This is a genomic window from Curtobacterium sp. MCPF17_050 (assembly GCF_003224435.2).
In the GTDB taxonomy this organism is placed as follows: Bacteria; Actinomycetota; Actinomycetes; order Actinomycetales; family Microbacteriaceae; genus Curtobacterium.
Genome location: NZ_CP126250.1, coordinates 2,395,354 through 2,416,589, shown reverse-complemented (window position 1 = coordinate 2,416,589; position 21,236 = coordinate 2,395,354). Strand labels below are relative to the sequence as shown.

Below are 21,236 nucleotides of genomic sequence, written 5' to 3'. Positions count from 1 at the left end.
ACGACCACCATTGACGGGTTGTCTCCCGGAGACGCACAGGAGGGCCAGCACCGTGACGATCGTTGCACCAGCGCCGACGGACGACTCCGTCGAACCGCTCACCGAGGACGAGGTCCTCCGCATCCGGGCGGACTTCCCGATCCTCCAGCAGGAGGTGAACGGGCAGCCGCTGGCCTACCTCGACTCCGGGGCGACGGCCGAGCGGCCCGTGCAGGTCCTCGACGCCGAACGGCGCTTCCTCGAGCAGGACAACGCGGCCGTGCACCGCGGTGCCCACACCCTCGCCGCGCTGAGCACCGACGCCTACGAGGACGCCCGTGCGACCGTCGCGCGCTTCATCGGAGCCGCGAGCCCGTCCGAGGTCGTCTGGACGGCCAACGCCACCGACGCGCTCAACCTCGTCGCCTACGGTATCCGCAACGCCAGCGCCGGCCGCGGCGGCCCGGAGACGGACGGATCCCGGGCGGACCGCTTCCGCATCGGCCCCGGGGACGAGGTCCTGGTCACCGAGGCCGAGCACCACGCGAACCTCGTGCCCTGGCAGGAGCTCGCCGCCGCCACCGGTGCGACGCTGCGCTGGGTGCCGGTCGACGACACCGGGTGCTGGAGCGCCGAGGACGCCGTCGCGCTCGTCACCGAACACACCCGGATCGTCGCGTTCGCCCACGTGTCGAACGTCACCGGGATGATCGCCCCCGTCGCCGAGTTCGTGGCGGCGGCCCACGCCGTCGGGGCGCTCGTCGTGCTCGACGCCTGCCAGTCCGCGCCGCACCGGCCGCTCGACGTCCGCGCCCTCGACATCGACTTCGCCGCGTTCTCCGGGCACAAGATGCTCGGCCCGAACGGGATCGGCGTGCTCTGGGGTCGGCAGGACCTGCTCGACGCACTGCCGCCGTTCCGCACCGGCGGCTCGATGATCACCACGGTGACGATGGAGCACACCGACTTCATGCCGGCGCCCGAGCGGTTCGAGGCCGGCACGCAGCCGGTCTCGCAGGCCGTCGCGCTCGCCGAGGCCGTCCGCTACCTCGAGCGCATCGGGATGGACCGGGTGCAGGCGCACGAGGAGCACCTGGCGCAGCGGATGCTCACCGGCCTCGCCACCGTCCCCGGCGTCTCCGTCGTCGGACCCGCTGCCGGTGTCCCGCGCAGTGGACTCGCGTCCTTCGTCGTCGACGGCGTGCACGCGCACGACGTGTCCCAGTACCTCGACGCGCAGGGAATCGCGGTGCGCTCCGGCCACCACTGCGCGCAGCCGCTCCACCGTCGACTGGGGCTCACGGCCACGAGCCGCGCGAGCACGTACGTGTACACGACCGAGGAGGACGTCGACCGCTTCGTGACCGCGGTCGGCGGGATCCGCGGCTACTTCGGTGCGGAGGAGCCCGCGTGACCGGCCTGGACGGGCTCTACCAGCAGGTGATCCTCGACCACGCGAGAGCCCGTCGGGGCGACGGTCCGATGCCGGATGCGGACGCCGAGCACTTCGAGCGGAACCCGACGTGCGGTGACGAGATCACCGTGCGGCTCCGACTCGAGCCCGGGACCGACCGGATCGCCGCCGTCGCCTGGCAGGGGGACGGCTGCTCGATCTCGATGGCGTCGGCCTCGGTCCTCACCGACATGGCCGTCGGCCGGACCGTCCCGGAACTCCTGACCCTGACCGAGGCGTTCCGCACGATGATGCGCTCCCGGGGCGTCGGCGAGCCGGACGAGGACGTGCTCGAGGACCTCGTCGCCTTCCAGGGCGTCTCGAAGTTCGTCATGCGGGTCAAGTGCGGCATGCTCGCGTGGGTCGCCGCCGAGGCGGCGGCGCAGCAGGCGGTCGCGGCGGGCTGACACGGGCGCGGGGCGGGCGCGGCCCTCGGCGGCGGTCCACCGGACGGGAGGCGCGGTGCCAGCGGGTGCCGTTCCTCCCGTCCGGCGTCCTGCTTCCCGTAGCCTGCACCGCATGGCGGAAGAGGGGCACGAGCGGACCGGGCGCGAGCTCGTGTTCCTGCACGCGTCGAACCGGAGTCCGAGTCGGGCCTGGTCCTCGGTGGGGACACTGCCCGGCGCTCGCTTCGCGGCGATGCCGGGGTACGACGCCGGTCCACCGGTGTGGTTCGAGCAGGACCGGTGGGAGCGGCGGCTCCTCCGTGCGTGCGGCACCGGCAGTGCGGTCGTCGCCCACTCCTTCGGCGGACCGGTCGCCATGCGCGCCGCTGCGCGTCGTCCGGACCTCGTCAGCGTGCTCGTGCTGTTCGAGCCTGGCGCCTACGCGCTGGCACGGGGGCACGCATCGGTCGAGGAGCACGTCCGACGTGTGCAGCCGGTCCTCGACCAGGCGAGCCTGCTCGCGCCTGCGCAGTTCGCCGTCGCGTTCACCGCGGCACTCACCGGTCGGAGCCCCGCACCACCGAGGGACGCCGATGCCCTCCTCGCGGCGGAGCGGCAACGTCGGCTGCCGGGACCGTGGACGCTGGACACCCCGGAGCGTCCCGGCGTACCGACACTGGTCATCACAGGAGGATGGAACGACGAGTACGAGACGATCGCCTCCCGGATCGCCGACGCCCGTCACGTGACCCTCGTCGGACACGGCCACCGACCGCAGGACCATCCCGACGCCGCGCGGGTCGTTCGCGACTTCCTGTCGCATCACGGGTGACGTCGCGCCGGTTCACGCCGCGACGAGTCACGGTCAGCCAGCGCTGGCGCTGTCGGCCGCGTCGCTGCGCAGTGCGCGCACCATGCTCCGCAGCAGCCGCCTCGCCGCGGCGCGGTCGTCCTCGTCGAGGTCGGCGAGCATCCGGTCCTCCACGGAGTGGACGGCGGCCGTCGCGGCGGCGAGGTCCCGGCGTCCGCGGTCGGTGAGTTGCGCCGGCATGACCCGGCCCGAGCGGGCCCCGGGCGGGCGCTCGACGACGCCGTCGCGCTCGAGGGTCTGCAGTAGGACGTTCATCGACTGCCGGGTCACGAAGGTGCCGCGGGCGAGCTCGGAGTTCGACGACCCCGGACGCTGCGCCAGGAGTTCCAGGCAGGAGTAGTGCGTCACGGTCATGCCGAGCGGGCGGAGCACGGCCTCCATCGCGGTCCGGAGCGCCGTCGCGGTCTCCTTGAGCAGGTACCCGATCGAGGTCGGGAGGTCGACGCCGTCCTGTTGACTCATGTCAGAAGTCTGACATACGCTGCTTGGTGTCAGACAACTGACATGACCAGAAGGAGCACCCCATGCCCGCCACCGGCCCCGACTTCCTCTCCCTGCAGGTCCGCGACCTCGATGCCTCGCAGGCGTTCTACGAGCGGTACCTCGGGCTCGAGCGTTCGCCCGCCGGGCCACCGCACGCCGTCGTGTTCACCACGACGCCGATCGCGTTCGCGCTGCGCGACGTCCTCCCCGGGACCGACCTCGCGTCGGTCGACCAGCCGGGACTCGGCGTCGCCCTCTGGTTGCATGCGACCGACGTCCAGGCGGTCCACGACGCCCTCGAGGCCGACGGGCACCGGATCGTCGCGGCACCGATCGACGGCCCGTTCGGCCGGACGTTCACCTTCGCCGACCCCGACGGTTACCACGTCACCCTCCACGACCGCGCCTGAGCGTCGCGCGGACCGCCGGTCGTCCCCGACCGGTGGTCGTGACCACATCGTGTCCCCACCACCGCTCCTCAGGGCCGACGATGGGGGCATGCGGGGGCGACGGGTGTGGGCAGCGACCGGGGCTGCGCTGTCGGTGCTGACGACAGCGGCGTGTGGCATCGTGCCCACGGCCTGTCCGGCGATCGGGTGGACGAACACCGTGGTGGTCACGGTCAGCGGACCGGACGGGTCGGTCGACGCGGTCCGTGACGTCGCCGTCTGCACCGGGACCGGATGCACGCCGCCCGCGCCGAGCGACCCGCCCGTCCTGCCTCCCGAGGTCGCGCCGGCCCCGTCGCCGACGTCGACCGCCGCCGGAGCCGTCTGGCGGCTCCCCGTGCTGATGGGCACGCCGGACCGGTCGGTCGTCGAGCTGCGGGACGCCGCCGACCGGCCGCTCCTGACGGAGACGGTTCGCACGCGGTGGATCCGGTACGGCGGCTCCGAGCAGTGCGGCGGCCCGTCGACGGCGGAGGTCACGGTCCGGGCGCCCCGCTGACCACCGGCACGTCCCGCACCCGGATGCCCGTGTCATGCGGCGTCATCCTCCGTGACGCGGCGGGGACGGCCGACGTACGGTCGCGTCGTGACCACGAACCGCGAGCCCCGGCAGATCCGCTTCAACGCGTTCGACATGAACTGCGTCGCGCACCAGTCCTCCGGGCTGTGGCGCCACCCGCGCGACCGATCCCGGCACTACAACGACCTGTCGTACTGGACGGACCTGGCGAAGATCCTCGAAGGCGGGGCGTTCGACGGCATCTTCATCGCCGACGTCCTCGGGACCTACGACGTCTACGGCGGGACGAACGAGGCCGCGCTCCGCACCGGGTCGCAGGTACCGGTGAACGACCCGATCCTCCTCGTGTCCGCGATGGCCGCCGTCACCGAGCACCTGGGCTTCGGCATCACCGCGGGCACCGCCTACGAGCACCCGTACCCGTTCGCCCGACGCATGTCCACGCTCGACCACCTGACGAAGGGCCGCGTCGGCTGGAACGTCGTCACCGGGTACCTGCCGAGCGCCGCCCGCAACATGGGCCAGACGGACCAGCTCAGCCACGACGACCGCTACGACGTCGCCGACGAGTACCTCGAGGTCCTCTACAAGCTGTGGGAGGGCTCGTGGGAGGACGACGCCGTGGTCGAGGACCGCGAGACCGGTGTCTTCACCGACCCCGCGAAGGTGCACCCAATCGAGCACCACGGTGCGCACTTCGACGTGCCGGGCATCCACCTGTCCGAGCCGTCCGTGCAGCGCTCGCCCGTCATCTACCAGGCGGGCGCCTCGCCGCGCGGCATCCGCTTCGCCGCCGAGAACGCCGAGGCCGTGTTCGTCGGGGCGCCGACCCTGCCGCAGCTCGCCGCGACGGTGGGGAAGATCCGCGACGCCCTGGAGGCCGCTGGTCGCGACCGGTACGCCGCCAGGGTGTACACGCTGCTCACCGTCATCACGGACGAGACCGACGATGCCGCGCAGGCGAAGTACCGCGACTACCTGTCGTACGCATCCGAGGCGGGAGCGCTCGTGCTGAACTCCGGGTGGATGGGCGTCGACCTGTCGCAGTACGACCTGGACGAGCCGCTCGGCAACATCGAGTCGAACGCGATCCAGTCGGCCGCCGCGAACCTGTCCGCCGCGACCGGTGAGGACGGGACGACGTGGACGGTCCGGGACATCGCCCGGCAGACGGCGATCGGCGGACTCGGTCCGGTCGAGGTCGGCAGTGGGGCGACGATCGCGCAGCGGCTCATCGACATCCAGGAGCAGACCGACGTCGACGGCTTCAACCTGGCGTACGCGGTGACGCCGGGCACGTGGCAGGACGTCATCGAGTTCGTCGTCCCCGAACTCCGCGCGCGCAACGCCTACCCGGACGGGTACGAGGAGGGCTCCCTGCGGCACAAGCTGCTCGGACGGGGCGACCGGTTGCCGGACGAACACCGCGGGGCGTCGTTCCGGGTACGGGTGCCGGCGACCGCGTGACGGGTGGTCCTCGTGACGCCGTGCCCTGGCGTCCCGCGCACGCAGGAGCCCGGTCGTAGGGTGGTCCGGTGATCGAGTCCTCTGCAGCCGTGCGGGTCGCGACGGCGGAGGCCGGGACGGACACCGCGTGCATCGACCTGTGGGCCGCCGCCGTCGCCGCGCGCGACGGTCGTCCCCGGGACCCGGCGGTCCGGGCGCGAGCCGCCGCGAAGTTGGCCGCCGAGCGGGTCGCCCTCGTGGTCGCGCCCGGGGACTCCGACGACGGCGTCCGCGGCTTCGCACTCGTCACCGCGCCGGGCACCGGAGGGGGAGTGGGACCCGCGGACGCCGCCTACCTCAGCCTGCTCGCGGTCGACCCGGCCGCGCAGGGGAGCGGGCTCGGTCGAGCGCTCCTCGTCGCGGCCGTCGACGCTGCCCGGGACGCCGGGTACGAGCACTGCATGCTGCACGCGCTCGAGGACAACGCGCCGGCCGTGCGCCTCTACCGCAGCGCCGGGTTCCGCCCGGTCGGCGAGTCGTTCCCGCACGCTCTCAGCGGCCGCCCGACCCGGACGTTCGTGGTCTGACCGCGGCTGCGGGGCCGCACCCCGCCCGGATCAGCGTCGTCAGCCGCTCGGCGGCACGGGGGTCCAGTCGCCGTGGGACGCGACCCGCCCGTCACCGGAGGACCGGCCGGTCACGCGCCGCCGGACCCACGGCACGACGTGGTCCCGGTAGTACCGGAGTTCCTCGGTGACCGACGTGCGCGCCGCGTCCGGGACGACCGGCACCGTCACGGTCGGTCCACCCGCGATCTCGTGGAGGGCCAGGTCGGCGACCCGCTGGTGTCCGAGCGGGTTCATGTGCAGCCGGTCCTCGGACCAGAACTCAGCGCGCCGCAGGTGTGGGTCGCGGGACACGTCGACGTAGGGCAGGCCCCGCTCCCGCGCGAAACCGGTCAGGGCCTCCGCCCAGGCGTCCCCGCGGGCGTTGATGAGCTTGCCGAGCGGCAATCGGGCGCTTGGATCGGCCGGGCTGAGGAGCGCCAGCCGGATCCCGCGGGCGGCGACCGCGTCCGCCGCGGTCGAAAGTCGGCCGAGCAGCACGTCCACGTCGTAGCCCGGACGGAGCATGTCGTTCCCGCCGCCGCAGAACGTGACGAGCGTCGGCGCCGGGTCGAGGGCGAGCGCGGCGTCGAGCTGCTCGTCCAGGACCCCGGCGAGCAGGCGACCGCGGATCGCGAGGTTCGCGTACGAGACCGGGCCCGACAGGTGGTCGGCGAGCCCGGAGGCCAGTCGTCCGGCCCACCCGGGGAAGGGGACGTCCCCGTCGTCGCCGACGCCCTCGGAGAAGCTGTCGCCGATGGCGACGTAGCGGACGGGGTCGGTGCGGGCGGGGACGGTGGACATGGTCCTCCTCTGGGCAGCCGGTGGCGGCGGAGCGTGCGGTCGGGTCCATCGTGCTCCTCCCGCTGCGCGGCCGGTGCGGACCGGTCGTCCTCGGTGGGGAACGCCCCGGTCAGGGGAGCCTTCCCTTGCTGGTGCGATCTCCGCGCAGGTGCTTGGCTCTCCCCATGTCGACCGCAGCTGACCTCGCGCTCCCCGGCACCGAGCACGACGACGCCACGAGCGCCGCCCGCCTCAACTGGTTGCGCGCCGGTCTCCTCGGCGCGAACGACGGCATCGTGTCCGTCGCCGCCGTCCTGGTCGGGGTCGCCGGTGCCGGTGCCGCGACCGGCCCCGTCCTCGCCGCGGGCACGGCAGCACTCGTCGGCGGCGCCGTGTCGATGGCGCTCGGCGAGTACGTGTCGGTGAGCGGAGCCCGCGACGCCCAGCGCACCGGCCAGGCCGCCCACCAGGCCCAGCTCGAGGCCGAGTCCGAGGACGCGGTCACCATCGCCGACCACTACCGCGCGCTCGGGGTCACGGACGACGTCGCGGAATCCGTCGCCGCCGAACTCGTCCGACCCGAGGTCCGGAACCGCCGCGCCGCCGCCGCACTCCGCGACGCCGAGGAGGAGGTCGTCAGCCCGTGGCGCGCGGCCTGGGTCTCGGCCGCGACCTTCACCGCGGGCGCGGCGCTGCCCTTCCTCGCGATGCTCCTCGCCCCGACGTCGATCCAGATCGCGGTCACGGTGGTCGCCGTGCTCGTCGCACTCGCCGTGACCGGGACGACCGGCGCCGCACTCGGTGGTGCTCGCCGCGGCCGCGCCACCGTCCGCGTGGTGTTCGGCGGGGCGCTCGCGCTCGCCGCGACCTACGCCGCGGGGACGCTCCTCGGAGCACACGCGTTCTGACGCGACCGGGCCCCGTCCCCGCGGTTCCGCAATTCGCGCATCTCGCGGCGCGAGATGCGCGGATCGCGGAACCGGGACGGGCCACCGGCCCGGCCAGTGGCTACGACGTCGGCGCCTCGGCCGACTCCAGCACCGCCTTCGGCACCCGGTGCAGCGTCACCGCACCGACCGCGTCGAACGGGTGCAGCGGGTCCGGCGCACCGGAGCCCGTCGGCCCACCGAGCTTCGAGTCGCCCACGGCGCTGAGCACCGCGTAGGCGTCGTCCCCGGACCAGCCGTGCTCGTCGACCAGGAACGCGTACGCGTCCTCGTACCCGCGGCGGATGCTCTCCTGCACGGGCTCGCCGAGACCGACGAACAGCCACTCGTCGGCGGTCTCGATGCGCGGGGCACGCAGTTCGGGTCCGCCCTTGACGAGGTCGACGGACACGACGGCGGTGCCCTGCGCCTCGATGGCGACGAAGGAGGACTCGCCCTCGGCCATGATGGCGTGGATGTCGCCGATCGACAGCAGGGCGCCGGGCACCCGGACCGGCAGGTACACCGTCGAACCGGGGCGGGCCTCGGTGACGTCCATGTTCCCGCCCTCGGCGTACGCGGGCATGATCGTCGAGTTCTCGCCCGTGGCCGGGGCGGTGCCGATGCAGCCGATCATCGGGCGGACCGGGAACGCGTGCCGGTCGGTGACGTGCACGACGCCGTCCTCGATCGGGCAGCGTCGGGTGAAGACGCGGTCGCCCATGACGTGTTGCAGGGCGCCCGAGCCCGGCAGCGAGACCGACCAGCCGTGGGTGGTGAGCTCGATGTCGTGGATCGTCACGGCGAGGGTGTCACCCGGCTCCGCACCCTCGACGTAGACCGGGCCGGTGACCGGGTTGATCGGGGCCTGCAGCTGCGCCATGTCGTGGTGGTCGTCCAGCTCGGCGTACACGGCGTCGGTCGTCTCGAACCCGATCGTCTCGCCGGTGCCGGGCGCGATGGTCAGCACGGGCTCGCGGTCGGCCGCGTAGCCGGGGCGGCCGAGCGTGTTCGGGAGGTGGTGGTCCGCGGTCATCGGTGGTCCTCGTCCTTCGTCAGGGTGGTGGCGGCGGTGCGGTCACCCTCACCCAGCGTGCCCGGCTCCTCCGAACCGACCTCGGTGGAGCGCCCGGTCGCCCGGTAGTACAGGAACACGCCGGCGCCGACGACGAGCCAGATGACGCCGCCGACCTTCGCCTCGACGGCCGCGTTGAGCAGCACGTACCCGATGATGAGGAACCCGATGAGCGGCACGACGAGGTGCAGCAGCCAGTTGCGCGACTTCCCCTTCACGACGTGGTGCACGAACACCGACACGTGCAGGAGCATGAAGCCGAACAGCGCGCCGAAGTTCACCAGTGACGAGATCGTGTCGATCTGTCCGACGAAGAACAGCACGAGGATCGCGGAGAGCACCGAGACGACCAGGATCGCGTTCTGCGGGACCCGACGGCCGTTGAGCTTGTGCAGGAACGCGGGCAGCTGCCGGTCGCGGCTCATCGAGAAGAGCAGGCGGCTCGTCGCGGCCTGCGCGGCCATGGCGTTCGCGATGCCCACGGCCAGGACGTTGACGGCGAAGAAGGCCGTCGCCCACCCGCTCGACGAGGCCTGCTCGACGACGGTGAAGAACGCGTTCCCGGCCTCGCTGTCCGAGAACGAGTCCCGACCGGCGGCCAGTGCGCTCGCGAGCCAGGTCTGCACGACGAACAGGAACGCGACGATGACGAGCGCCAGGATCATCGCCAGCCCGGCACCACCACGGCGGCCGGTCGACTCCTCCGACAGGGTGGAGATGCCGTCGAAGCCGAGGAAGCTCAGGACCGCGATCGACAGTGCCGACGCGATCAGCGGTGCCGACACCTTCGCCGGGTCGAACACCTGGTCGGTGCTGAAGGACGCTCCCGGCACGGTGCCGCCGGTCAGGGCGACGATCGCGATCACGACGAAGACCACCACGAAGACGAGCTCGATGAGCAGGAAGATCCGGTTCGCCAGCTTGAGCGACGACACCCCGGCCAGGTTGATGACGGTGTTGATCGCCACGAAGACGAGCGCCCACAGCCACCGCGGGGTGCCGGGGAAGATGCCGACCATGCTCTCCGCGGCGAAGACGTAGAGCAGCGTGGGGACGAGCAGGTAGTCGAGCAGGATCGCCCACCCGGCGAAGAAGCCGGCGGCGGGGTGGATGCCGCGGCCGACGTACGAGAACACGCTGCCGGCGAGGGGGATCGACTTCGCCATCTGCGCGTAGGCCAGGGCCGTGAAGATCATCGCGACGAGGCCGACGATGTAGACGAGCGGCACCATGCCGCTCGACGCGTTGTAGACGGTGCCGAAGATCGCCCACGGGGCGATCGGCACCATGAAGACGAGCCCGTACACGAGCAGGTCGGTGGTGGAGACGGAGCGGTCGAGCTCCTGCTTGTAGCCGTAGGCCTCGAGCTGTTGCTGTGCGGAGAGCTCGCTGTGCTGCTGCGACATGTCGGTTCCGTTTCGGGGAGGAGGGACGGTGCAAGGGGTGGGTGTCCGGACGGGAGGCGCGGCACGGGTCGGTGACGGGCCTCCTGTCCGGCGCACGGCCGGCCGGGGTGGTGCCGGCGGTGTCAGTCGGTGGGGTGGGCGTCGTGCTCGGCGAGGAACGCACCGATGACGCGGCGGAACTCCTCCGGCTGCTCCAGGTGGGTGCAGTGGCTGGCGCCGGGGAAGACGTGCTGGCGGGCCCCGGGGATGCGCTCCACGAACGGCTGCCAGGTGGCGGGGGTGGCCTCGTCGTGCTCACCGGCGACGACGAGGGTCGGGACGTCGACCTGGTCCAGGCGGTCGATGACGGACCAGTCGCGCAGGGACCCGATGACGTGGAACTCGTTGGGCCCGTTCATGGTGTGGTAAACCGTCGGCTCGGCTTCCATCTGCTCCTCGGACGCGACGAAGTCGGCGGGCATCGGGACGACGCGGCAGACGTGGCGCTCGTAGAACACCTGCGTCGCGGCGAGGTACTCCGGGTCCTCGGTGGTGCCGGCGGCCTCGTGCCGGGTGAGCGCGTCCTGCACGTCCTCGGGCAGACGGCTGCGGAGCTCCGCGGCACCGTCGACCCACAGCTGCATCGACGCGGGGGAGTTGCAGATCGACAGGCTCGCGATGCCACCCGGACGGCGGACACCGATCTCGGCGCCGAGCATGCCGCCCCACGACTGCCCGAGCACGTGGTGGTCGCCGAGGCCGAGGTGGGCGACGAGCGCGCGGTACTCGTCGACGAACAGCTGCGGTTGCCAGAAGTCGGCGGGGGCGTCCGGTCGGTGGCTGCTCCGACCGCAGCCGAACTGGTCAGAGTGGACGACGGTGCGGCCGGTCTCGTCGGCGAACGCCTCGAGGTTCCGCAGGTAGTCGTGCGCCATGCCGGGGCCGCCGTGCAGGACGACGAGGGGCAGCGTCCCCGAGACGGGACGGTCGGGCTCGGTGATCCGGTACCAGGTCTCGCCGTCCAGGAACGGCATCGTGCTCTCGGTGATGCGGGACATGGGGTGAGCATGGCCCTTCGAAAGGTCCCAGGCAAGACCTTTTCTGCTCGTTTAACGTGGCCGTAACAGCGCCGGCCCACGGAGGGCCGTCGGGAGGGGTGCCGTGACGGATCGCGCGACGGAGACGCGGGTGGACGAGGTCGAGGACCGGCTCGTGACCGCGCTCGCCGTGGGGGAGTACCTGCCCGCGGCGCGACTCCCGCCCGAACGCGAACTGGCGGCGTTGCTCGGCGTCGCGCGTGTCACCGTGCGGAGCGCCCTCGCCCGCCTGGTCGACCGCGGGTTGCTCGAGACCCGACGCGGACGTGGTGGCGGCACGTTCGTCCGGACGCAGTGGCCGGCGAGCTCGTCCGAGTCGGTCGGCCGGACCCTGCTCGCCCGGTGGGCCGGCATCCAGGACACCGCCGACGCGATCGCCCTGCTGCACGGGGCCCTGGCCGCGGCGGCAGCCGAGCGGATCACCCCGGCGGAGGCGGCCGCGCTCCGGGACCGGCTCGACGCCTTCCGGCAGGCCTCGAGCGGCGCGGCGAAGCAGCAGGCGGACGCCGTCCTGCACCGGAGCATCATCGACGCGGCGCGCAACGACGTCCTCCGCGCGACCCTCGCGACCCTCGAGGCGCAGATCTCGATCGCGGCACCGGCACACCTCTGGGGGACCGAGGAGGGCATGGCGGACATGGAGGCACGTGCCACGCGGGACCACGAGGTCCTCGTCGAGGCGGTGTGTGCGGGGCGGGCGGCGGAGGCCGGCGAGGTCGCACGCCGGCATGTCGGCATCGACGTGGAGCTGCTCGAACAGGCGATGCTGCGCGCGGGGCAGGTCCCGACGGCGGATCCCGCACCACGGTGACGGCGAAGACCGCGTCCGCGGGCGCCGGCACGACACGGGCATGATGAGCACATGACCCACCTGCCGCCGCCGCGCCTCCAGCGATCGCCCCGACCGCGGAGGGGCCCGGGGTCGTCGCATCGCCTGATGGTCATCGGGGTGGTGCTGACGGTCATCGGGCTCGTCGGGCACCAGCTCGCGCTGTGGTGGAACAGCATCCCGTTGCCCGAGGGCACGGGAGCGAACATCGGCGCCGGCGTGGCAGCCCTGGCCGCCCTGCTGGTCGCCGTCGGCGGGCTCGTGACCCTCGTCGTCGGCGGGCTGCTGCGCGCCCGCGGTGGCTCGGACCCCCGGGTCGGGGGATGACCCCTCCGGTCGTCGCCTGACGGACGGGAGGCCCGCGGCGGACCCGCCACGGGCCTCCCGTCGGCAGCGACCGGTCACCGGTGGGCCGGTGTGCCGGTGTGCCGGTGTGCTCAGACGTCGCGGCGTCGCGCGACCACCATCGCGAGGGCGTTGACCACGACCACCTCGGCGAGGAGGACCCCCGCACCGCTCCACCCGTTCAGGTCGGAACCGCCCTCGGCCGTCGCCGTCGCCGGGGCTCCGGTCGCGCCCGCGGGTGCGTCGGACGCGTAGGCGTACAGCTGCCCGCCGGCTGCGTCGGGCAGGTACCCGGCGGCCGTGCCGAGCCAGTCGATGCCCGCGAGCACGGACACCAGGCTGAGCACGATCGGCAGCACCAGCAGGATGCCGAGCGTGATGGCGATGCCGCCGGCACTCGAGCGGACGAGCAGGCCGATGCCGAACGCGAGCAGTGCCACGAGCGTCACGTACACGGACGCACCGAGGAGCGGCATGAAGACCGCGGGGTCGGCGAGGTCCGGGTGGACCCCCTTGCCCGCCTGCAGCGCGGTCGAGATCGCGACGCCGATCCAGGTGGCGACGACGCTGACGAGGAACGTCGAGACGGCGAGCACGGTGGCCTTGGCGAGCAGGGCGCCGAGGCGTCCGGGGTCCGCGGTGAAGGTCGACCGGATCTGCCCGGTGGTGTACTCGCCGGAGATGATGAGGACGCCGAGCACCCCGACCACGAGAGCGGACAGGTACACGCTGATCGTGTTCATCCCGACGATGGTCTCGTTCGCCGCGTCGGTGGTGGTGGTCGCGCCGGCCTCGGCCAGGGCGCCGAGGAGGGTCGCCAGGCCGATCGTCAGCACGGCGATGACGGCGAAGCACCAGAACGTCGACCGGATGCTCCAGAACTTGATCCACTCACTGCGCACCAGTCGGGCGAACCCGAGGCGCTTGCCCTCCAGGGAGGCCTTGCCGCGGTGGCGGTGTTGCTCGGTCCCGCGGTGGTCGGTCTGCTGCGGCGCGCTCATCGCGTGCCCTCCGATCGGTACTCGACGTCGTCGCGGGTGAGCGCCATGTAGGCCTCCTCCAGGCTGGCGCCGGTCGGGGTGAGTTCGTGCAGGACGACACCGGCGCGGGCGGCGATGTCACCGACCGTCGGTGCGTCCGGCCCGACCACGAGGAACGACCCGTCCTCACGCTGGGTGACGGTGGCCGCCGGGCCGATCGCGGCGAAGAGCTGGTCCGGCATCGGGGTCCGGACGACGACCCGGGCGAGTGCCGTGCCGCCGGCGGGACCACCGGCGCCGGCGACGAACTCCGCGATCGGGGCGTCGGCGAGCACCTTGCCGCGACCGAGGACGACCACGCGGTCGGCGGTCTGCGCCATCTCGCTCATGAGGTGGCTGGAGAGGAAGACCGTGCGCCCCTCCGCCGCCAGACGGCGAGCGAGCTGACGGACCCAGAGCACCCCGTCCGGGTCGAGGCCGTTCACCGGCTCGTCGAGGATCAGCGTGTGCGGGTCACCGAGCAGTGCCGCCGCGATGCCGAGCCGCTGGCCCATGCCGAGCGAGAACCCGCCGACCCGCTTGCGGGCGACCGACTCGAGGCCGGTCATCTCGATGACCTCGTGCACGCGCTGCTTCGGGATGCCGTGCGTCGCCGCGAGCGCGAGCAGGTGGTTGTGCGCGCTGCGCCCGGAGTGCACCGCCTTCGCCTCGAGCAGGGCCCCGACCTGCCGGAGCGGGTCGCGGAAGTCCTGGTACGGCCGCCCGTTGACCGTCGCGCTGCCGGAGGTGGGGCGGTCGAGCCCCATGATCATCCGCATGGTGGTCGACTTGCCGGCGCCGTTCGGGCCGAGGAAGCCGGTCACCATCCCGGGGTGCACGACGAACGAGACGTCGTCGACCGCGGTCTTCGGGCCGTAGCGCTTGGAGAGGTGCTGTACTTCGATCATCGGTGGCCACGCTAGGGGAGCCCGTCCGGCCGGTGCCTCCCCCTCGAGGAGGAGATCGGCGCCTCCTGGAACGATCGTTCCGGTGCAGGTGTCATGTCACACGGTCGTCACACAGGGGAAACGGGCGGTGCGACCGGGGTCCGTAGCTTCCTTCCCAGGCAGACGCCGACCTCACCCTCTCCCACTCCGGAGGACGTCATGGCAACCGAAGTCGCGGCACCCGTCGCACCGCCCCACGCCCCCGTCACGTCGACCGCCCCCGCGGGCGCCGGCGTGATCAAGCCCGGGTACGACCCGGCCCTCACCAACGAGGACCTCGCACCGCTGCGGAAGCAGACCTGGTCGAGCTACAACGTGTTCGCGTTCTGGATGTCCGACGTGCACTCGGTCGGCGGCTACGTCACGGCGGGGTCGCTCTTCGCGCTCGGCATCGCGAGCTGGCAGGTGCTCGTCGCCCTGGTCGTCGGCATCCTCGTCGTGCAGGTCTTCGCGAACCTCGTCGCGAAGCCCTCCCAGCGCACCGGCGTCCCGTACCCGGTGATCAACCGTGCGGTGTTCGGCGTGCTCGGCGCGAACGTCCCGGCGATCATCCGCGGGCTCATCGCGATGGCCTGGTACGGCGTGCAGACGTTCCTCGCGGCGCAGTCGCTGAACATCGTGTTCCTCAAGTTCATCCCGGGTGCCGCGGCCCTCCTCGAGCCGTCCTTCCTGGGCCTCGACGCGCTCGGCTGGATCTCCTACGCCGTCCTGTGGGTCGCTCAGGGAGCCCTGTTCTGGATGGGCATGGACGCGATCCGGAAGTTCATCGACTGGGCAGGGCCGGCGGTCTACGTCGTCATGATCGCCCTCGCGGTGTACCTCGTCGCACGGGCCGGCATCGGCAACATCTCGCTGACGCTCTCGGTCGGCGAGCCGATGTCCTTCGGGGAGAGCATCCCGGTGATGCTGTCCGCGATCGCCCTGGTCGTCAGCTACTTCTCCGGCCCGATGCTCAACTTCGGCGACTTCTCGCGGTACGGGCGGTCGTTCGCGGCCGTGAAGCGCGGCAACCTGCTCGGGCTGCCGGTCAACTTCCTGTTCTTCTCGATCCTGACCGTGCTCTGTGCGAGTGCCACCGTGCCGGTCTTCGGCGAGCTCATCACCGACCCGATCGCGACCGTCCAGGCGATCGACGCCCCCTTCGCGATCCTGCTCGGCGGGCTGACGTTCGTCATCGCCACCGTCGGCATCAACATCGTCGCGAACTTCATCAGCCCCGCCTTCGACTTCTCGAACGTGTCCCCGCGCCGGATCAGCTGGCGGGCGGGCGGCATGATCGCGGCGGTCGGGTCGGTGCTCCTCACCCCGTGGAACTGGTACGGCAACGACCAGGCGATCCTGTACACCCTGGGCGTGCTCGGTGCGCTGATCGGTCCGCTGTTCGGGATCCTCATCGCGGGGTACTACATCGTCGGGAAGCAGCGCGTCGCGGTCGACGACATGTACTCGATGGACCCGTCCGCGCGGTACTGGTACCGGAAGGGCTTCAACCCGAACGCGATCTGGACGCTCGTCACCACCGGGGCGGTCTCGGTCGGCAGCGCGGTCCTCCCGCCGGCCCTCGGCGTCCTGCCCTGGCTGAGCACCTACAGCTGGTTCATCGGCTGCGGACTCGGGCTCGTCGTCTTCTGGGCGCTGGAACGCCGGTCGCCGCGGATGCCCGTCCTCGCCGCGGACGACCCGACGGTCGACGACGGCGCCGCCTCCGGCCGCGCCTGACCGGGCGGCCTCTCGTCCACAGGGGCGCCGGCGCAGCCCTCTGAGCCGGTGCCCCTGTGGACAGCCGGGAGGCCCGCCTCCGGTCCGTTGAGGATCGTCACCACCCAGCACTACCAGCTCCACCGGAAGGACCTGCGATGCGCATCCGTGTCGTCAACCCGAACACCACCGCGACCATGACCGCCGCGATCGGCAGGGCCGCGGCCGCCGTCGCCGGCCCGGGCACGGTGGTCGAAGCCGTGCAGCCCTCGATGGGGCCGGCCTCGATCGAGAGCCACTACGAGGAAGCGCTCGCCGTCCCGGGGCTCCTCGAGCAGATCGCCGCGGGCGAGCGGGACGGGGTCGACGCCACCGTCGTCGCGTGCTTCGGTGACCCCGGCATCGACGCGGCCCGGGAGCTCGCCAGCGGCCCGGTGATCGGCATCGCCGAGGGCGCCTACCGGACGGCGGCGCTGCTCGGGCGGCGGTTCGGGGTCGTCACGACGCTCGCGCGGACGACCGGGCGCGCACGGGAACTCGCCGAGCGCTACGGGTTTGCAGCGCTCCTGACGGAGGTGCGGGCGTGCGAGGTGCCCGTGCTCCGGCTCGAGGACCCGACGTCCGGCGCGCGGGACCTGGTCGTCGCCGAGTGTCGCGAGGTCATCGCGAACGGCGCCGACGCGATCGTGCTCGGCTGCGCGGGCATGGCCGACTTCTGCGCCTCCGTGTCCGAGGAGATCGGGGCCCCGGTCGTCGACGGGGTCAGCGCGACGACGCTGCTCGCCGAGTCGCTCGTCCGCCTCGGGCTGACGACCGGGAAGCACGGCGAGTACGCCCCGCCGCCACCGAAGCCGTTCTCCGGGGCGCTCGCGTCCTTCGCGCTCGCGGACGCCCGTGTGACGGTGGGGGCGGGCGCATGACGAGCCTCGGGTCCGTGACGGTGGACGAGGGCCTGGCGCCCGCCGATCTCGTGCTCCGCGCGCAGCGCGCCTGGATCGACGGTGCCTTCCGCCCCGCGTCGGTCGTCGTCCGTGACGGCCGGATCGTGTCCGTCGGACCGGTCGACGCCGCGGTGACCGGGCAGCGTGACGAGACGGTGCCGGACGGGCACGTCCTGCTGCCGGGCCTCGTCGACACCCACGTCCACGTCAACGAGCCCGGCCGCACCGAGTGGGAGGGCTTCGCCTCCGCCACGCGCGCGGCCGCACTCGGTGGTGTCACGACGATCATCGACATGCCGCTGAACTCGATCCCGGCGACGGTCGACGTGCCCGCCCTCGCCGTCAAGCGGGCGAGTGCGGCCGGCCGGGTGGCGGTCGACGTCGGCTTCTGGGGCGGCGCGGTCCCGGGCAACGCCGGTTCCCTCGGCGACCTGCACGACGCCGGGGTCTTCGGCTTCAAGTGCTTCACGGCACCGTCCGGTGTGGACGAGTTCCCGCACCTCGACCCGGGTGCGCTGCGGCAGGCGATCGGCGAGGTCGCTGCCCTGGACGCGTTGCTCATCGTGCACGCCGAGGACCCGGAGCACCTCGTCGACCACGACGCGCTCGGCGGCCGGTACCGCGACTTCCTCGCCACCCGACCCGCGCAGGCCGAACGCTCGGCCATCGCCCGGGTGATCGACGGCGCACGGGAGACCGGCGCCCGGGTGCACGTCCTGCACCTCTCCGACGCAGGCGCCCTCCCGATGATCCGTGCGGCGAAGGACGACGGCGTGCGCATCACGGTCGAGACCTGCCCCCACTACCTGGCGTTCGAGGCCGGGTCGATCCCGGACGGGGCCACCGCGTACAAGTGCTGCCCGCCGATCCGTGACGACGCGAACCGCGACGCGCTCTGGGCGGGGCTCCTCGACGGCACGATCGACATGGTGGTGTCCGACCACTCCCCGTCGACCGTCGACCTCAAGGTCGACGACTGGGGTCTGGCGTGGGGCGGCATCGCCGGGCTCCAGGTCGGCTTCCGTGCCGTGTGGACCGAGGCCGCTCGCCGTGGCCTGCCGCTCGACGCGGTCGTGCCCGCGGTCACGACCGGACCGGCCGCGCTCGCCGGCTTCACCGACCGCGGTCGGATCACGCCGGGCGCCCTCGCGCACTTCGCGGTGTTCGACCCCGCCGCCGAGTCCACGGTCCGGGCCGACGGGCTCGCCCACCGCAACCCCGTTTCCGCCTTCGACGGGCTGTCGGCACGCGGTCGGGTCACGGGGACCTGGCTGCGGGGGAGGCGGATCACCTCCACCGCGGACGACGTCACGACCGTGGACGCGGTCGCCGGACAGCTGGTGGACCGTGCCTGAGACGCTCGCCGCAGCCGACGTGCACCTCGGCTCCACGCCCGACGACGTCCTCTGGGGACGGCTGCCGAGTCGGGACGACGAGCCGGTCCGCACCGTCGCCCCCGGGACCGTCGTGACGATCGACACCGTCAGCCACGAAGGCCTGCTGCCCGACCAGGGGTCCGACCCGGTGACGTTCTTCGGGCGGCACGGCGTGGCCGCGGCGGACGTGCTGGCGGACGCGGTCGACATCGTACGGCACGTGGAGCGCGACGCGGCCGACGGTCCGCACGTGGTGTCCCGCCCGGTCGCCGTGCAGGGGGCCGAGCCCGGCGACGTCGTCTCCGTCACGGTGCTGGACGCCGTCCCGCGGGTGCCGTACGGCGTGATCTCCAACCGGCACGGTCGCGGAGCGCTGCCGGGGGAACTCCCGCGCGGGGACGAGCCCGTCTCGGTCTTCGCGGACGTCGTGACCCGTGACGGCGTCGACTTCGGGCGGTTGCCGGTCGTGACGGGCGGGCCCCGGGTGGTCACCTTCCCACTCCGGCCGTTCCCCGGCATCGTCGGCGTGACCGTCGACAGCGAGGTCCGGCCGCACTCCGTCCCACCGGGGCCGCACGGCGGGAACGTCGACATCGCCCTGCTCACCGCCGGCGCCACACTGCACCTGCCCGTGCAGGTGCCCGGGGCCGGCGTCTCCGTCGGCGATCCGCACTTCGCGCAGGGGGACGGCGAGGTCGCGCTCACCGCGATGGAGGCCTCGCTCCGGCTGACCCTGCGCCTCGACGTGGTCCCGCGGGCCGTGGCGCTCGCGCGCTTCGGCGCGCTGGTCGGACCCCTGGCGGAGACCACGGAGTACCTCGTCCCGACGGGCATGGACGCCGACCTGGACGACGCCGTGCGCCGGTGCGTCCGTGCCGCGATCACGCTGCTCCGGGCGCGGTGGGGTGTGGAGGAGCACCTGGCGTACGCCTACCTCAGCGCCGCGACCGACTTCCGGATCTCGCAGGTCGTCGACCTCGTGTGCGGTGTGCACGCGACGGTGCGGAAGAGCGACTTCCAGGCGGTACCGACGTGCGGGTGACCGGGACGTGGCCGGACGGACTGGAGACGGCGTTCCGTGCCTACGAGGACGCCCTCATGCGGGACGACACCGCGGTGCTGGACGCGCTGTTCGAGCCCGGGCCGGACACGTTGCGCGGCGACGGAGCCGGGTTGCTCCGCGGGCACGACCGGATCAGCGCGTTCCGGTCCGCCCGTGGTGGTGTCGCCCGCCGCACGCTCGTCGGCGTCGACGTGCAGGAACTGGCCGCGGACGAGGTCCTCGTCGTGGGGGAGTCGCGGTTCACGGACGGCGGGCGCGGCCTGCAGACGCAGCTCTGGCGTCGCACGGCGGGCGCGTGGCGGATCCGGACGGCGCACGTGACGGGCCGTGCGGTCGCCTTCGACCGGACGGTGTGGCGGGCCGTCGGGGACCCGCTCGTCCGCGGCGCCGGTGCCGGTGCCGCGTCCGGTGCTGAGGCGGTCGCCGGTGCGTCCGACGCCCGTCCGCTCGCCGGGGTCCGGGTGGCCGTCAAGGACCTCTTCGCCGTCGCCGGCCACGTGATCGGCGCCGGCAACCCGACGTGGGAGTCCGCAGCCCGCGTCGAGACGGAGCACGCCCCGGCCGTCTCGGTGCTCCTGCAGGCCGGGGCCGACGTGACCGGGATCGCCCGCACGGACGAGTTCGCCTACGCGCTCGCCGGGCGGAACGCCCACACCGGCCCGCCGCCGAACGGGGCCGATCCGGCGCGCATCAGCGGTGGCTCGACCTCCGGCCCCGCGACGGCCGTGGCGCTCGGGCAGGCGGACGTCGGACTCGGCACCGACACCGCCGGCAGCATCCGCGTCCCCGCCTCGTACCAGGGGCTGTGGGGTCTGCGGACGACCCACGGACTCGTGTCGCGCGACGGCGTCGTGCCACTCGCGCAGAGCTTCGACACGGTCGGGTGGCTGACACGACGGCCCGACACGCTCCGAGCGGTCGCGACGGTGGCGGTCGGTCCCGCGGTGCGGCGCCTCGCGACGCCGCTGCTGGTCTGCGAGGCCCTGCTCGCTGCGGCGGACCCCGCCACGAGACGCGCGTTCGAGGACTGGCTGGCACGGACCGGGACGGGCGTCGCGGTCGTCGACCTGCCGGACCTCGACGACCTCGCCGAGACGGTGCGGATCGTGCAGGGTGCCGAAGCACACCGGAACCACGGGGCGTGGGTCGCCGCGCACCCCGGTGCCCTGGGCCCGGACGTCGCCGATCGGTTCGCGGCGGCCGCCCGGATCACCGCCGAACAGGAGGCCGCTGCGCGGGACGGGCTCGGGCGACTGCGCTCCGCGGTCCGGGCCGTGGTCGCCGACGGCGCGCTGGTCCTCCCGACGGTGCCCGGCCCCGCGCCGCTCCGGACGGCCGACGGCCCGGCGGTCCTCGCCACACGGCGGTCGACCCTGCGGATGACCGCGATCGCCGGCGTCGGCGGCCTGCCGGCGGTGAGCGCTCCGCTCCTGGTCGTCGACGGAGCCCCGGTGGGCGTCTCCTTCGTCGGTCCGGTCGGGTCGGACCTGGCGCTCGTCGACCGTGCTGCCGGACTGGCCGTCGCAACACTGCTGTAACAAGCGTTCCAATAGGATCGTG

22 protein-coding genes are annotated in these 21,236 nt (G+C 73.0%); 15 read left to right on the top strand and 7 right to left on the bottom strand.

What is annotated here, in order from left to right; all coding sequences use genetic code 11:
- The first annotated feature begins 52 nt into the window (after positions 1 to 52).
- The 3 genes from DEJ34_RS11500 (at position 53) to DEJ34_RS11490 (ending at position 2,650) form a co-directional block, all read left to right on the top strand.
- A complete protein-coding gene (locus tag DEJ34_RS11500; RefSeq protein WP_110911977.1) occupies positions 53 to 1,393 on the top strand; it encodes a SufS family cysteine desulfurase in 1,341 nt (446 codons plus the stop codon).
- Positions 1,390 to 1,839, top strand: a complete 450-nt coding sequence (sufU, locus tag DEJ34_RS11495; RefSeq protein WP_110824738.1) for a Fe-S cluster assembly sulfur transfer protein SufU — start codon at positions 1,390 to 1,392, stop codon at positions 1,837 to 1,839. The genes DEJ34_RS11500 and sufU overlap by 4 nt, the downstream gene beginning before the upstream one ends.
- 112 nt (positions 1,840 to 1,951) lie before the next feature.
- Positions 1,952 to 2,650 (top strand): alpha/beta fold hydrolase, encoded by a 699-nt coding sequence (locus tag DEJ34_RS11490; protein ID WP_110901617.1) that lies wholly within the window; start codon positions 1,952 to 1,954, stop codon positions 2,648 to 2,650.
- A gap of 33 nt (positions 2,651 to 2,683) precedes the next feature.
- Here the strand turns inward: DEJ34_RS11490 and DEJ34_RS11485 are convergent, their stop codons facing one another.
- Complete coding sequence (locus DEJ34_RS11485; protein WP_110911976.1) at positions 2,684 to 3,151, bottom strand: MarR family winged helix-turn-helix transcriptional regulator; 468 nt, start codon at positions 3,149 to 3,151, stop codon at positions 2,684 to 2,686.
- A gap of 62 nt (positions 3,152 to 3,213) precedes the next feature.
- Here DEJ34_RS11485 and DEJ34_RS11480 point away from each other — a divergent pair, with 62 nt between their 5' ends.
- From DEJ34_RS11480 to DEJ34_RS11465, 4 genes are all read left to right on the top strand, one after another.
- A complete protein-coding gene (locus DEJ34_RS11480) occupies positions 3,214 to 3,582 on the top strand; it encodes a VOC family protein (RefSeq protein ID WP_110890104.1) in 369 nt (122 codons plus the stop codon).
- An 88-nt stretch (positions 3,583 to 3,670) separates the two neighbouring features.
- Entirely contained in the window at positions 3,671 to 4,120 is a 450-nt protein-coding gene (locus tag DEJ34_RS11475) for a hypothetical protein (protein ID WP_146236956.1), read from the top strand.
- A gap of 135 nt (positions 4,121 to 4,255) precedes the next feature.
- Entirely contained in the window at positions 4,256 to 5,608 is a 1,353-nt protein-coding gene (locus DEJ34_RS11470) for an LLM class flavin-dependent oxidoreductase (RefSeq protein ID WP_110911982.1), read from the top strand.
- Positions 5,609 to 5,676: 68 nt separating this feature from the next.
- Positions 5,677 to 6,174: a GNAT family N-acetyltransferase gene (locus tag DEJ34_RS11465; protein ID WP_110911974.1), complete on the top strand. Its 498-nt coding sequence runs from the start codon at positions 5,677 to 5,679 to the stop codon at positions 6,172 to 6,174.
- A 39-nt stretch (positions 6,175 to 6,213) separates the two neighbouring features.
- Here DEJ34_RS11465 and DEJ34_RS11460 read toward each other — a convergent pair whose 3' ends face one another.
- The gene (locus DEJ34_RS11460) at positions 6,214 to 6,996 is read right to left on the bottom strand and encodes an SGNH/GDSL hydrolase family protein (protein ID WP_110911973.1); all 783 of its coding nucleotides are present in this window, start codon (positions 6,994 to 6,996) and stop codon (positions 6,214 to 6,216) included.
- 164 nt (positions 6,997 to 7,160) lie between these two features.
- Between DEJ34_RS11460 and DEJ34_RS11455 the strand changes: the two genes are divergently transcribed.
- Positions 7,161 to 7,883 (top strand): VIT1/CCC1 transporter family protein, encoded by a 723-nt coding sequence (locus DEJ34_RS11455; RefSeq protein WP_110911972.1) that lies wholly within the window; start codon positions 7,161 to 7,163, stop codon positions 7,881 to 7,883.
- Positions 7,884 to 7,983: 100 nt separating this feature from the next.
- Here the strand turns inward: DEJ34_RS11455 and DEJ34_RS11450 are convergent, their stop codons facing one another.
- The 3 genes from DEJ34_RS11450 to DEJ34_RS11440 form a co-directional block, all read right to left on the bottom strand.
- Positions 7,984 to 8,937 carry an acetamidase/formamidase family protein gene (locus tag DEJ34_RS11450; protein WP_110911971.1) on the bottom strand — a complete coding sequence of 318 codons (954 nt, stop codon included), beginning with the start codon at positions 8,935 to 8,937 and terminating at the stop codon, positions 7,984 to 7,986.
- A complete protein-coding gene (locus DEJ34_RS11445; RefSeq protein WP_258367384.1) occupies positions 8,934 to 10,382 on the bottom strand; it encodes an APC family permease in 1,449 nt (482 codons plus the stop codon). The genes DEJ34_RS11450 and DEJ34_RS11445 overlap by 4 nt, the downstream gene beginning before the upstream one ends.
- Positions 10,383 to 10,504: 122 nt before the next feature.
- Complete coding sequence (locus tag DEJ34_RS11440) at positions 10,505 to 11,419, bottom strand: proline iminopeptidase-family hydrolase (RefSeq protein ID WP_110901610.1); 915 nt, start codon at positions 11,417 to 11,419, stop codon at positions 10,505 to 10,507.
- Between the two features lie 103 nt (positions 11,420 to 11,522).
- On the opposite strand from DEJ34_RS11440, the gene DEJ34_RS11435 reads away from it, so the two are divergent.
- Entirely contained in the window at positions 11,523 to 12,269 is a 747-nt protein-coding gene (locus DEJ34_RS11435) for a FadR/GntR family transcriptional regulator (protein ID WP_110890097.1), read from the top strand.
- A gap of 126 nt (positions 12,270 to 12,395) precedes the next feature.
- A complete protein-coding gene (locus DEJ34_RS11430; RefSeq protein WP_110901609.1) occupies positions 12,396 to 12,614 on the top strand; it encodes a hypothetical protein in 219 nt (72 codons plus the stop codon).
- A 110-nt stretch (positions 12,615 to 12,724) separates the two neighbouring features.
- On the opposite strand, the gene DEJ34_RS11425 is transcribed toward DEJ34_RS11430, so the two are convergent.
- Together DEJ34_RS11425 and DEJ34_RS11420 are read right to left on the bottom strand one after the other, a co-directional pair.
- Positions 12,725 to 13,633 carry an ABC transporter permease gene (locus DEJ34_RS11425; protein WP_110824726.1) on the bottom strand — a complete coding sequence of 303 codons (909 nt, stop codon included), beginning with the start codon at positions 13,631 to 13,633 and terminating at the stop codon, positions 12,725 to 12,727.
- Complete coding sequence (locus DEJ34_RS11420; protein WP_110824725.1) at positions 13,630 to 14,559, bottom strand: ABC transporter ATP-binding protein; 930 nt, start codon at positions 14,557 to 14,559, stop codon at positions 13,630 to 13,632. Before DEJ34_RS11420 ends, DEJ34_RS11425 begins: the two co-directional genes overlap by 4 nt.
- A gap of 198 nt (positions 14,560 to 14,757) precedes the next feature.
- Between DEJ34_RS11420 and DEJ34_RS11415 the strand changes: the two genes are divergently transcribed.
- From DEJ34_RS11415 to DEJ34_RS11395, 5 genes are all read left to right on the top strand, one after another.
- The gene (locus DEJ34_RS11415) at positions 14,758 to 16,317 is read left to right on the top strand and encodes an NCS1 family nucleobase:cation symporter-1 (protein ID WP_110911970.1); all 1,560 of its coding nucleotides are present in this window, start codon (positions 14,758 to 14,760) and stop codon (positions 16,315 to 16,317) included.
- A 137-nt stretch (positions 16,318 to 16,454) separates the two neighbouring features.
- Positions 16,455 to 17,216, top strand: coding sequence for an aspartate/glutamate racemase family protein (locus DEJ34_RS11410; RefSeq protein WP_110911969.1), 762 nt, complete (start codon positions 16,455 to 16,457; stop codon positions 17,214 to 17,216).
- Positions 17,213 to 18,592, top strand: a complete 1,380-nt coding sequence (allB, locus tag DEJ34_RS11405; protein WP_110911968.1) for an allantoinase AllB — start codon at positions 17,213 to 17,215, stop codon at positions 18,590 to 18,592. Before DEJ34_RS11410 ends, allB begins: the two co-directional genes overlap by 4 nt.
- Positions 18,585 to 19,655 (top strand): acetamidase/formamidase family protein, encoded by a 1,071-nt coding sequence (locus DEJ34_RS11400; protein ID WP_110911967.1) that lies wholly within the window; start codon positions 18,585 to 18,587, stop codon positions 19,653 to 19,655. The genes allB and DEJ34_RS11400 overlap by 8 nt, the downstream gene beginning before the upstream one ends.
- A complete protein-coding gene (locus DEJ34_RS11395) occupies positions 19,652 to 21,214 on the top strand; it encodes an AtzH-like domain-containing protein (RefSeq protein ID WP_258368418.1) in 1,563 nt (520 codons plus the stop codon). Before DEJ34_RS11400 ends, DEJ34_RS11395 begins: the two co-directional genes overlap by 4 nt.
- The last annotated feature ends 22 nt before the right edge of the window (positions 21,215 to 21,236 follow it).